This is a genomic window from Micromonospora sp. HNM0581 (assembly GCF_012726175.1).
Classification (GTDB): Bacteria; Actinomycetota; Actinomycetes; order Mycobacteriales; family Micromonosporaceae; genus Micromonospora.
This window is the reverse complement of record NZ_JAASAD010000036.1, coordinates 1-11,423: the sequence shown is the minus strand read 5'-3', so window position 1 is coordinate 11,423 and position 11,423 is coordinate 1. Positions and strand designations below refer to the sequence as shown.

The following is an 11,423-nucleotide window of genomic DNA, read 5'->3' as shown; positions in this document are numbered from 1 at the left end:
CATGACCCGGAATCAGAACAGCCAACCCCGTCGGCCCGCAGCCCGCCACGCCGCACCACCCGACAGCATCCACACAACCGCAGACCACACCCCAAGATCAACTTAAGCTACGCAGCATTGGTCCCTGGGTCAGCTGTGATCCACACGTCGGACAGCTCAGCCGGTCGATCGCGCCGTCGACGGTGCGCCAGTCGTACGTCGCCGGGTCATCGACCACCAGCCGGGCCAACTCGATCGCCTCGGAAGAATCTGGGTCGACATCGAGGCTGACGGCGAATCGCTTCCACGCCTGACGAATCTCCATCTCGATACCCGCGACCACTCCGGCCAGCAGCGCGCTACGCCAAGTGTGGCAGTCACCAGTCACGGCGCCAATCGTGGCAGGACCACACGCAGCGGGGCGACGACATTCCGCGGGGCCGAGAAGCATTCATAGCTTCGCCGTCCCGGCCCGCCGCGACCGGATCACGGTGACTGATCCTGCCAGTCGGCAGCCGGCCGGACCCACACACCCGGTGGCGCGGCGCAGCGGCGCGGCAGCCGATCACCCCAACCTCGAGGGTGGACGACCACTTCCGCGATCGTCCCTGGCCAGGACAGCGACAGCCCGGAGGGCGATACGGCGACCCCTTTACCTCAAGTTTAGTTGAAGTTGCAGGATGGCTACGGCCATGCCCGCACGTTGAGGAGTATGTACGTGAGCACGGATACCAGCTTCTACTCGATCATCGACTACACGGTTGACGGCTTCGGCACCCAACAGGAGTTGGTCGCGGTCTTCGCGGAGATCCAGGAACGCTGGGTGCGCTTTTATCCTGGCTACCAGTCGGCCCGTTTCCACGTGAGCACCGACGGCGCCCGGGTGTACAACATCGTGCGTTGGGCCAGCGAGGCCGACTACCGCAACTTCGTGGCGACCTCAGACACCGAAGGCCGGATGGCCGCCATTCGTAAGGCGCTGGAGGGCCTGTCCGGCAAGGCCGAAGCGCGCGTGAGTGAGGTTCCCACCTACACCGTCGTCCGCGAGGTCGGTCCCGGACCACAGCGTCTTGATGCCTAACCGAACCGGACCACACCCAGCGGGCGCCTCGGGGTAGCGTGCGATCAACTTACCGACCCTGTCCGTCAAACCGGGTCAACCCGACGCCCCGACCTCGACGGCGGCCGGCCACGCTGGCGCTCGTCAAGGCCCAGTTTGCTGCTCGGGACCATTTCGACGCCTGGCGCGATGCTCAAGGATCCCGTGGGTGCCCATCAAGGCCAACGCGGCCAGCAACAGCACAGCGCCGATTTGCCGGCTCGGAGTGCGCCACGCGCTGGGCATGAACTCCGTGAGGTCTCCCAGCCCCAGGAGAACGTAGAGGCACGTGCACGCTGCCCCTGCTGCCCACAGCCGGGGGTGATGCACGGTCCGCCCGAACAGCCGCACCGTTGACCCGCGCCGACTGTGAATCACCAACCAGGCAGCGCATCCGACCAGGGCGGCGGCAGCGCTGGCGAGCATGATGTCCACGGCCGTGATGCCCGCCTCGTAGGTCGTCACGGGCATCACGGTAGCGGCACCACACAGTTGCCAGCCTCAGGCACTTGGTCAGCTATCGACTGGTGCGGCGGCTGCGGTGCGCGATGCCGGCCGGAGGCCGCCAGGGGCGCACCGCAGCCCGCCCGGTGCGCCGCGACTACATCCGCTGGCGTAACCAACGTGCCCGACCGAAAATCGGATTCGCCACCGGATCCAAGATCCGCTACCCGGATTACCGATCGCAGAGCGGCGCGGCAGCCGATCGCCCCGACCTCGGCGGTGGACGACCACTTCCGCGATCGTCCCTGGCCAAGACATCGACAGCCTGGAGGGCGAAGCGATGCAAGCGGGTCGGGGTCAGGGACGGCTTGGGGACAGCAGGGACGGCCGCTCCGAACTATCGTGCCGCCCATGCAGTTGGACGTTTTCCCACTCCCACAGATGTTCTTCGCGCTGGCCTTGTGGCTGGCTGGGCAGGCCGTCCTGTACTTCGTGATCCGGATGGCTGTGCGCCACGCCATTGAGGACGCGGATCGTCGGCGAGCATCACAGCAACGCGGGTAAGCCGTAGAGCCCCGCCCCGCCGGCCAATGCCGGCCGCAGGCCGCCAGCAGGCCGAGTGGGGCGGAGCTGCACCGCGCTTGCGCGGTGCCTTAATCCAAAAGAGAGTGTTTCGGCAGTGGTGTCGGCCCGGACGCTGGCCCGGACGTCCCGCCTCGTGTCGCTTGCGCCTCGCCGCCGTGCCTGCCGGACATCTTGCTTACAGGCTCTGTGCGTCGCGTCCGCGTGCAACTGGCCACGGCTAGGTGCTCAAAGTTTCGTCCTGGCAAGTTCTCGCCAGCGTGCCCTGTCCGGCAGCGTTGCTGTCGACAGCGGTTCTGCCAGCCCCAGCCATCCGCGCGCTGATCGTCGCCGGCGCCGAACACGCCGACCTGGACCCCGACCGCATATCGTTCACCCGCACTGTCCAGGCAGCCGCGCGTCACGTCAGTGACGACGCGGCCTTTTCCCCCTGACCACCTGGCCGACCTGGTCGCCGACGTCATCTACGAGATCACCGACGAATGCAACCTCCTACCGGCCACGCCCCGCATCCGCAGCTTCGCCCGCCAACAACGCCAACCCGGACGCCGCTACCCCCTCCAGACAGACGACTACAAGAAACCCCTACCACCCCGCACCAAAATCAGGCTGTGGGTCCCGACCAGGCCAAACACGCTAAGTTGACGGTATTGGGCCGGGGGCGGCTTGCCGTGCCGCCGGCTTTCCGCGCGCCCGAGTGCCGGTGGTGCCGGTGCTGACCGTGCGACAATGAGTGGCGGTGTGTGGTGGAGGAGGTGAGCCGTGATGTCGAGCAATGCGGAGCGGATGCCTGAGTGGCCGACCGCTGAGCATGTGCCGGCGGAGGAGTTGGCCCGCCGTCAGGGCGTGCGGCCGGTCGCCTCCGTCGACGACCTGGCCCGGCCGAACCTGTTCGAGTCCGACGAAGAGTTGGACGACTTCCTTGCCGACCTGTACGCCTCTCGGCGGGCCAGCGCCGCGTGAGTCTGGTCGTCCTGGACACCGACGTGGCGTCGGCGATCCTGCGGGGCCGCCTGCCTGACCGGCTTCGTGCCCGGCTGGCCGGTAAGACCCTGTGCATCACGTTCGTCACGCTCGGCGAGTTGACCAAGTGGACCGTGCTGCGGAGTTGGGGGCCGCGCAAGTTGGCTGACCTCGCGCAGTGGCGATCCGGCGTGGTGCTGCTGCCCTTTGATGAGGCGGTGGCGACGACCTGGGGTCAGCTCCAGGCGCGGGCGCAGCATCGGGGGCGTCCCCGCCCGACGAACGACTCCTGGATCGCGGCCTGCTGCCTGGTCGACCGGCTGCCGCTGGCGACCTTCAACGGCAAGGACTACGCCGACTTCGCCGAGTACGACGGCCTACGCCTGTTCGACGTCTCCTAGCTTTCGACAACGCCCCTGGAGCGGCTGTCTGGCGTCGTGGGGCTTTCCGCCTCGGCACATCGGGCAGCGGCCGGCTCCGCGTGACGCCGGCCTTCTGCGGCCCGGTCCCCGCATTCGTTGGCAAGCCGTGCGGCGGCGCGGCAGCCGATCGCCCCGACCTCGGCGGGGGCGACCGCGCTCGCGATCGTCCCGCCCCGCTGATCGGGTACAAATCCCGACGGCGTCGACGCCGGATCTTCTTGTCGCCGGTCTCCTGGTCTCGGCCATCACCCTGTCGACCGACACCGGGGCCACAGAGCCACACATCCTCGCGGGTTGCCTCGTCGCGACATGGATCGGGCTGCGCATCGAAGCAGCGATCATCGAATCTTGGGCGTGAGGATCCGATCCGCACGTTGCCCGCCGCGCCGGCCGATGCCGGCCAGAGGCCGCCAGCAGGCCGAGTGCGGCGGGCGGGCGCGCTGGCGCGGCCCCTTGATCCTATTGGGAGGGATTCGGCAGCAAGTCTGCTACACGGAAGTGGATCGCCGAACGGAAGCTCCAGCCGCGTAGCCGCGAGAACTACGAGGATCTGTTCCGGCTGCACATCCGGCCGCACCTCGGCGGGCTGGCCCTGGGTGCGATCAAGCCGCAGACCATCCGGACCTGGCGGCGCACGCTGCTCGGCGGTGGCACCACCGAACCGCAGGCGGTGAAGGCGTACTCGCTGCTGCGAGCGATCCTCAACACCGCCGTGAAGGAAGACGAGCTGATTCGGCAGAACCCGTATGCGCTGGTCTTCACGGGGGACAAGGGGGCGGTGCTGCGGTCCGGCAACTTCCGGCGGGCGGTCGGCTGGGCGGCGGCGCTGCGGGCGGCTGGCATGCCAGATGGGTTCCACTTCCACGACCTGCGGCACACGGGCAACAACCTGGCGGCGGCGACCGGGGCCAGCACCCGGGATCTGATGCACCGGATGGGTCACGCCAGCATGCGGGCGGCGCTGATCTACCAGCACGCCAACAGTGAGCGCGACCGGGAGATCGCCGACGCCATGGACCGCCGCATCACCAAGCAGACGAAACGCGCGACGGGCAAGGCCAAGCAGAAGTCGACCAAGGGCAAGAAGGTCGGGCGGGCGGCACGTGAAGCGGCCGCGGAGGGCACGGCGGGCGCTACTGGCACGCCAATGGCACGCAAGATCAAAGAGAGCTAGAGTAGAAACGGCCCAGGTGCGGCGATCGTGCCATTGACCTGGGCCGGAGTTCTTGGAGCGGGCGACGGGAATCGAACCCGCACCGTCAGTTTGGAAGACTGAAGCTCTGCCATTGAGCTACGCCCGCGTACACCCGTGGGACCGGGTGTGTCTGACAGCCTACCCAATACCCTCGACGAGTGCGCGGCCGTACCCCGGTGTCGCGCCGCGTCGATCTCCGCACCATGCGGGCTGTGGCGGTCTGACGTCGTCGTGGGATCGCAATGTCCCGCGAACCATGCCTGCCAGCTCGTCCGCTCGTTGTCCGGCTGTTCACCGGCCGTGCTCCTCAGACTCGCCGTGCACGTCCACGTGGCTGGCTGGGTGTCTGGTTTGTTCTCGTTCGGCGCGTTGGGTGGCGCCCCGGCATCGGGTTGTCGGAGCGACGGCATAGACTGCTCGTCGCCACGGGGTGTGGCGCAGCTTGGTAGCGCACTCGCTTTGGGAGCGAGGGGCCGTGGGTTCAAATCCCGCCACCCCGACTGCCGCAAGCACCGGATCGCGGCACCTGGAGGACCGGCATGCGGTCAGGTCTGCTGCCGGTCCCGGGTGCTGCCGGCTCGTCGTGTCGGCTCACCTACACTCGATGGGCCGGAAGTGCGCCCAGAATCAACCGAGATCCGTCAAGGAGTACGCCTGTGAAGAGCACCGTCGAGACTCTGAGCCCGACGCGCGTGCGGCTCGCCATCGAGGTGCCGTTCGTCGAGCTCGAGCCGAGCCTCAAGAAGGCGTACCGGGAGATTGGCCAGCAGATCCAGATCCCCGGCTTCCGGAAGGGGAAGGTACCGCCGGCGATCATCGACCAGCGGGTCGGTCGGGGCGCAGTGCTCAATGAGGCGGTGCAGGAGGCGATCCCGCAGAACATCCTTGCCGCGGTGCGCGAGCACGACCTGAAGACGCTTGGCCGTCCCGAGGTCGACATCACCGAGTTCAACGACGGCGACTCGTTGAACTTCACCGCAGAGGTGGACGTCCGGCCTGAGATCACCGTGCCCGACCTGGCATCGGTCGAGGTGACCGTCGACGAGCTACAGATCGACGACAGTGAGATCGACGAGCAGGTGAACGGCCTGCGTGAGCGCTTCGCGACGCTGAAGACCGTCGAGCGGGCCGTGGTCGAGGGCGACTATGTCCAGCTCGACCTGCGGGCGACTGTCGACGGCGAGGAGGTGCCGGGCGGTTCGGCCAGCAACATCTCCCACGAGGTGGGCAGCAAGCAGCTCCTACCGGGCCTGGACGAGGCGGTCGTGGGGCTGTCCGCTGGCGAGGACACCACGTTCACCACGCAGCTCGTGGGCGGCGACTTCGCCGGTCGGGACGCGGAGGTGCTGGTGACGGTGCGCACGGTCAAAGAGAAGGAGCTGCCCGAGCTGAACGACGATTTCGCTCAGCTCGCCAGTGAGTTCGACACCATCGACGAGCTGCGGGCCGATCTGCGGGAGCGGGTCACCCGGGGTAAGCGGGTCGAGCAGATCTACGCCGCTCGGGACAAAGCCTTGGAGCAGTTGGTCGAGGCTGCCGACGTGCCGGCGCCGGAGGGCGTAATTCGCGACGAGGTGGAGAGCCGCAAGGAGGCGATGGCCGACCAGCTGGAGCGCATCGGCGCTTCGATGGAGGACTACCTCGCCGCCGAGGAGAAGACCGAGGAGCAGATCGACGCTGAGCTGACCGACGCCGCCACCCAGGGTGTGAAGGTTCAGTTGCTGCTCGACTCCCTCGCCGACGCCGAGGACGTGCAGGTCTCCGACGACGAGTTCGGCCACGAGATCGTCCACCGCGCGCAGCGCGCCGGCATGGCTCCCCAGCAGTACTACGATCAGCTCGTCCGCTCCGGCGCAGCCGGCGCCGTGTACGGCGACGTCCGGCGGGGCAAGGCTCTGGCCTCGGTGATGGAGCGCATCACGATCAAGGACGCGGCCGGCAACGTGGTGACCATGGACGCGCTTCGTGAGGCGAGCGAGCAGGAGCACTCAGAAGAGCACTGATCGCCGGGTGGGCCACCACCCGCCGGTCACGGTGGGTGGTGGCCCGATCCCTTTCCGGGTACGCCTGCGGCAGGCTGCGCTGAGAGCGAACAGTGCCCGGACCGGGAGTCTGGCGACCGAACGAACGGTTAGTGTCGGACACGACGGTACGGAGAGCGAAGGGCTGCCATGACCGACATGCACATCCCAGCGAAGCCGCTTCGGGCGATCGACGCCCGTGGCGGTGACACCATTGGCAACCTCGACGACTCGGTATACAACCGGTTGCTCAAGGAACGGATCGTCTTCCTGGGCAGCGAGGTGACCGACCAGGTCGCCAACCGCATCTGCGCGCAGCTGCTGCTGCTCGCCGCTGAGGACCCGGACCGCGACATCAACCTGTGGATCAACTCGCCCGGTGGCTCGGTCTACTCCGGCATGGCCATCTACGACACGATGCAGTTCATCGACAACGATGTGTCGACCGTGGCGATGGGCATGGCTGCCTCCATGGGCCAGCTGCTGCTCTGCGCCGGCACCAAGGGCAAGCGCTACGCCCTCCCGCACGCCCGGATCATGATGCACCAGCCCTCCGGCGGGATGGGCGGCACCGCCGCCGACATCGCGATCCAGGCGGAGCAGATGCTGTACACCAAGCGGATGTTCCAGGAGCGCGTCGCCTTCCACACCGGTCAGCAGCCGGCGCAGATCGAGGCGGATTCGGACCGGGACCGCTGGTTCACCGCCCAGGAGGCCGTCGACTACGGCTTCATCGACAAGGTGATCACGGGGGCCGCCCAGGTTCCCGAGGGCGCCGGGACCCTGAGCTGATCGAGGAGCAGACGATGACCGACCTCAGCCTGCCGCCCCAGTTCGCGGCCGTGCACAACCGCTATGTTCTGCCGTCGTTCGTCGAGCGCACGTCGTACGGGGTCAAGGAGTCCAACCCGTACAACAAGCTCTTCGAAGACCGCATCATCTTCCTCGGCGTGCAGGTGGACGACGCGTCGGCGAACGACGTCATGGCCCAGCTGCTCACTCTGGAGGGGACCGACCCCGACCGGGACATCATCATGTACATCAACTCGCCGGGTGGCTCTTTCACCGCCATGACGGCGATCTACGACACCATGCAGTACGTCCGGCCGGACATCTCGACGGTCTGCCTCGGTCAGGCTGCCTCTGCCGCCGCGGTGCTGCTCTCGGCGGGCACTCCGGGTAAGCGGATGGCCCTGCCGAACTCGCGCATCATCATCCATCAGCCGGCCACCGAAGGCGGCTACGGGCAGGGCTCGGACATCGAGATCCAGGCCAAGGAGATCCTGCGGATGCGCACCCAGCTGGAGGAGATGCTTTCCCGGCACTGCAACCGTCCGGTGGACCTGGTCCGTAAGGACATCGATCGTGACAAGATCATGACGGCCGAGGAGGCCCGTGAGTACGGGCTGGTCGACACGATCCTCACCAGCCGGAAGAAGGGCCTGCTGGCCGCGAACGCGGCCAGCTGAGCGTCACTGGGTCAGAGGTCGGTCAGGCGCGTCGCCGGCCGGCCTCTGACACACCCGTTTTGGGGGTCGGAGAAAGCTTCGACAGCGGGTAACGTCGGATCGGTACCGCTCCGTCGGGCGACCGGCGGCGGGAGGAAGACGGGCGGAGCGTCAGCATCCGCAGGTCGTGGCCGGAGTTCCGGCCGATGAGCGCAGGGAGAACGTAGGTGGCACGGATCGGTGACGGCGGCGACCTACTGAAGTGCTCCTTCTGCGGGAAGTCGCAGAAGCAGGTCAAGAAGCTCATCGCGGGCCCCGGGGTCTACATCTGCGACGAGTGCATCGATCTCTGCAACGAGATCATCGAAGAGGAGTTGGCCGAGTCTGGCGAGGTGAAGTGGGAAGAGCTTCCCAAGCCGATGGAGATCTGCCAGTTCCTCGACAACTATGTCGTGGGGCAGGAGCAGGCCAAGAAGGCACTCGCCGTAGCGGTCTACAACCACTACAAGCGGATCCAGGCCGAGGCGGCGGGCGCGCCGGGCGCCGGGAACGACGGGGTCGAGCTGGCCAAGTCCAACATTCTGTTGCTGGGTCCGACCGGTTGCGGCAAGACACACCTGGCGCAGACCCTGGCCCGGATGCTGAACGTGCCGTTCGCGATCGCTGACGCCACCGCTCTTACCGAGGCTGGCTACGTCGGCGAGGACGTGGAGAACATCCTCCTGAAGCTGATCCAGGCGGCGGACTACGACATCAAGCGGGCCGAGACCGGCATCATCTACATCGACGAGGTCGACAAGATCGCCCGGAAGTCGGAGAACCCGTCGATCACCCGAGACGTTTCCGGTGAGGGTGTCCAGCAGGCGCTGTTGAAGATGCTCGAGGGGACGGTCGCGAACGTGCCCCCTCAGGGCGGCCGTAAGCACCCCCACCAGGAGTTCATCCAGATCGACACGACGAACGTGCTGTTCATCTGCGGCGGGGCCTTCGCCGGGCTGGATCAGATCATCGAGGCTCGTACGGGGCACGGAGGCACCGGCTTCGGTGCTCGGCTGCGCGCCGTGTCCGACCGCTCCACCGACGACATCTTCAGTCAGGTGATGCCGGAAGACATGCTCAAGTTCGGGCTGATTCCCGAGTTCATCGGACGGCTACCGGTGATCACGAGCGTTCGGAGCCTGGACCGCGATGCGCTGGTGCAGATCCTCACGGAACCGCGTAACGCACTGGTCCGGCAGTATCAGCGTCTGTTCGAGCTGGATGGAGTCGAGCTGGAGTTCGAGCGGCCTGCCCTCGAAGCAATCGCTGACCAGGCCATGCTGCGTGGCACTGGTGCGCGGGGGCTGCGGGCCATCATGGAGGAGGTGTTGCTCTCCGTCATGTACGAGGTGCCGAGCAACCCTGATGCCGCCCGGGTGCTGATCACCCGGGAGGCAGTGCTGGAGAACGTCAATCCGACGATCGTGCCACGTGAGTTCACGGGTCGCCGTGCTCGACGTGAGCGTGAGGAGAAGTCTGCCTGAGCTCGACCGGCGTCGTGGCTGCACCCTGTGGTCCGCCGCCGTTCGGCCGTACGCTGTCGACATGCGCGTCGCCGTCTGTCAGCTGAACTCACGGGATGACCGAGAGGCGAACCTCGCCGATGCGGAGTCCATGATTGATCGTGCCGCCGAAGCCGGAGCGGACCTGGTGCTGCTGCCGGAGTACGTCGACTATCTCGGACCTGGCGCCCGGATGCCGGCGGCAGAGCCGCCGGACGGCCGGGTAGGCCGCTTCTTCGCGGCTGCCGCCCGTCGTCATGGCGTCTGGCTGATCGCTGGTTCCTTCCACGAGGCGGGCCCGGATCCGGACCGTACCTGGAACACCACGCTGGTGTTCGACCGCACCGGCACGCTCGCCGCCTCCTATCGCAAGATCCATTTGTACGATGTGGAGATCCCCGGCCGTGTCTCCTATCGAGAGTCCGCGTCGGTTGCTCCCGGGGAGCAACCGGTGGTGGTGGATGTCGAGGGGCTGCGGGTGGGCCTGTCCATCTGCTACGACCTGCGTTTCCCGGAGCTCTACCGTCGGTTGGCAACCGTTGGTGCCGCCCAACTACTGGTGGTGCCGGCGGCGTTCATGATGCACACCGGGAGGGACCACTGGGAGGTTCTCCTGCGGGCCCGGGCGATCGAGAACCAGTGTTACGTCGCGGCGGCCGGGCAAACGGGCGACCATGAGCCTGGCCGGACCTGCTACGGGCGGAGCATGCTGATCGATCCATGGGGGACAGTGCTGTCTCAGGTGCCGGATGGTCCTGGACTCGTGGTGAACGACATCGACCTGAACTGCCTGAACCGGATTCGTGCCGAGCTGCCGAGTCTGGCGAATCGAAGGCTCTGATCGCGCTAGCTCTGCAGCAGCACACCGATCACCGCGAAGCCGGCGATGGCGGCGGCGGTGATCAGGAGTGCGGTGCTCATCCGGGATGGCCCGCGTCGAACCAGTCGGCCGATCGAGACCAGGACCGCGAGGAGCACGAAGGCCCCGATAAGCAACTGCCAGATCGGTAGCAGAAGGCCGAGTAGTGCGTCCTCGGCGAGGAACGGGCTGGCGGGCCGGGGCACGTCACTCATGCAGGACACTCTGGCACGTCCAAGCCGTCAGTGGTCGTTGGTGTCAGGACACTGCGGTGGCGGCTGAGTCCGTACTGGTGGGAGATGCGGCGAGTCGACGTCGGACTGACCTGACGAGTGGATGTACAGGTGCGAAGGGGACATCGACAGCCTATGATTTGCCTTAACCGGCACCTCCGCGTAACTTTCCTTCTGCACGCGGGAGGCCAGGCGAACTGGCCGAGAACGGGCGCCAGCGACACAACGGTTTTACCGATGTGTCGCTGAGACCGGGTGGTGTGACGTCGCTCAGCAAGTCGGAGTTGCGGTCGCGAAGCCAACCGGGTAGAGTGCTGTAGCCGGTATGAGCCAGGCAGGCCATGTAGGTGGTGGCGGTCAGGTTTGCGGCTACCCATGACGGTTGCGACACCGAATGGTGCGCGAAGGCGTGGGATCGGAATCTGTTTTGAGGATCTGGAACCTCAGGTTGACCTCGAAACGCGGTTCGGATAAACTGGAACAGTTGCCCCAAACAAGGTCTTAGAGGCTGCGTTCGGTGTGTGGTTGTTTTTTGAGAACTCAACAGGGTGCTTGATAAGCCAGTGCCAAGTTTTTTGTTTTGGCAGCATTATTTTGTTGTCGGGATTGTTTTCCAGGTTTTTGTTGGAGAGTTTGA

Annotated in this window: 14 protein-coding genes and 2 tRNA genes; 11 read left to right on the top strand and 5 right to left on the bottom strand. The window is 66.5% G+C overall.

Going from position 1 to position 11,423, the window contains the following annotated elements; all coding sequences use genetic code 11:
* Positions 1-97: 97 nt before the first annotated feature.
* Entirely contained in the window at positions 98-367 is a 270-nt protein-coding gene (locus HCA58_RS22765) for a hypothetical protein (RefSeq protein ID WP_169600068.1), read from the bottom strand.
* Between the two features lie 324 nt (positions 368-691).
* On the opposite strand from HCA58_RS22765, the gene HCA58_RS22760 reads away from it, so the two are divergent.
* The gene (locus tag HCA58_RS22760) at positions 692-1,060 is read left to right on the top strand and encodes an antibiotic biosynthesis monooxygenase (RefSeq protein ID WP_240956598.1); all 369 of its coding nucleotides are present in this window, start codon (positions 692-694) and stop codon (positions 1,058-1,060) included.
* A gap of 123 nt (positions 1,061-1,183) precedes the next feature.
* Here HCA58_RS22760 and HCA58_RS22755 read toward each other — a convergent pair whose 3' ends face one another.
* Positions 1,184-1,549 (bottom strand): hypothetical protein, encoded by a 366-nt coding sequence (locus HCA58_RS22755; protein WP_205809460.1) that lies wholly within the window; start codon positions 1,547-1,549, stop codon positions 1,184-1,186.
* A 384-nt stretch (positions 1,550-1,933) separates the two neighbouring features.
* Between HCA58_RS22755 and HCA58_RS22745 the strand changes: the two genes are divergently transcribed.
* From HCA58_RS22745 to HCA58_RS22730, 4 genes are all read left to right on the top strand, one after another.
* Positions 1,934-2,086, top strand: a complete 153-nt coding sequence (locus HCA58_RS22745; protein ID WP_169600050.1) for a hypothetical protein — start codon at positions 1,934-1,936, stop codon at positions 2,084-2,086.
* A gap of 783 nt (positions 2,087-2,869) precedes the next feature.
* Entirely contained in the window at positions 2,870-3,067 is a 198-nt protein-coding gene (locus tag HCA58_RS22740; RefSeq protein WP_169600062.1) for a hypothetical protein, read from the top strand.
* A complete protein-coding gene (locus tag HCA58_RS22735) occupies positions 3,064-3,468 on the top strand; it encodes a type II toxin-antitoxin system VapC family toxin (RefSeq protein ID WP_093411303.1) in 405 nt (134 codons plus the stop codon). Before HCA58_RS22740 ends, HCA58_RS22735 begins: the two co-directional genes overlap by 4 nt.
* 691 nt (positions 3,469-4,159) lie before the next feature.
* Positions 4,160-4,663: a tyrosine-type recombinase/integrase gene (locus HCA58_RS22730; protein WP_205809459.1), complete on the top strand. Its 504-nt coding sequence runs from the start codon at positions 4,160-4,162 to the stop codon at positions 4,661-4,663.
* A 53-nt stretch (positions 4,664-4,716) separates the two neighbouring features.
* Here HCA58_RS22730 and HCA58_RS22725 read toward each other — a convergent pair.
* Positions 4,717-4,790: transfer RNA gene (locus HCA58_RS22725), tRNA-Gly, on the bottom strand.
* 320 nt (positions 4,791-5,110) lie between these two features.
* On the opposite strand from HCA58_RS22725, the gene HCA58_RS22720 reads away from it, so the two are divergent.
* The 6 genes from HCA58_RS22720 (at position 5,111) to HCA58_RS22695 (ending at position 10,535) form a co-directional block, all read left to right on the top strand.
* A tRNA-Pro gene (locus HCA58_RS22720) sits at positions 5,111-5,184 on the top strand.
* A gap of 156 nt (positions 5,185-5,340) precedes the next feature.
* Positions 5,341-6,687, top strand: coding sequence for a trigger factor (tig, locus tag HCA58_RS22715; RefSeq protein WP_169600060.1), 1,347 nt, complete (start codon positions 5,341-5,343; stop codon positions 6,685-6,687).
* A 168-nt stretch (positions 6,688-6,855) separates the two neighbouring features.
* On the top strand, positions 6,856-7,497 hold the full coding sequence (locus HCA58_RS22710) for an ATP-dependent Clp protease proteolytic subunit (protein WP_169600058.1): 642 nt from the start codon (positions 6,856-6,858) through the stop codon (positions 7,495-7,497).
* A 14-nt stretch (positions 7,498-7,511) separates the two neighbouring features.
* Positions 7,512-8,174, top strand: a complete 663-nt coding sequence (locus HCA58_RS22705; RefSeq protein ID WP_093411492.1) for an ATP-dependent Clp protease proteolytic subunit — start codon at positions 7,512-7,514, stop codon at positions 8,172-8,174.
* A 206-nt stretch (positions 8,175-8,380) separates the two neighbouring features.
* Positions 8,381-9,676 (top strand): ATP-dependent Clp protease ATP-binding subunit ClpX, encoded by a 1,296-nt coding sequence (gene clpX / locus HCA58_RS22700; protein WP_169600056.1) that lies wholly within the window; start codon positions 8,381-8,383, stop codon positions 9,674-9,676.
* Positions 9,677-9,737: 61 nt separating this feature from the next.
* Entirely contained in the window at positions 9,738-10,535 is a 798-nt protein-coding gene (locus HCA58_RS22695) for a carbon-nitrogen hydrolase family protein (protein ID WP_169600054.1), read from the top strand.
* A 5-nt stretch (positions 10,536-10,540) separates the two neighbouring features.
* Here HCA58_RS22695 and HCA58_RS22690 read toward each other — a convergent pair whose 3' ends face one another.
* Together HCA58_RS22690 and HCA58_RS23265 are read right to left on the bottom strand one after the other, a co-directional pair.
* Complete coding sequence (locus HCA58_RS22690) at positions 10,541-10,768, bottom strand: hypothetical protein (protein WP_169600052.1); 228 nt, start codon at positions 10,766-10,768, stop codon at positions 10,541-10,543.
* A gap of 461 nt (positions 10,769-11,229) precedes the next feature.
* The coding region (locus HCA58_RS23265; protein ID WP_205809458.1) for a hypothetical protein at positions 11,230-11,423 on the bottom strand (194 nt) is incomplete at its 5' end.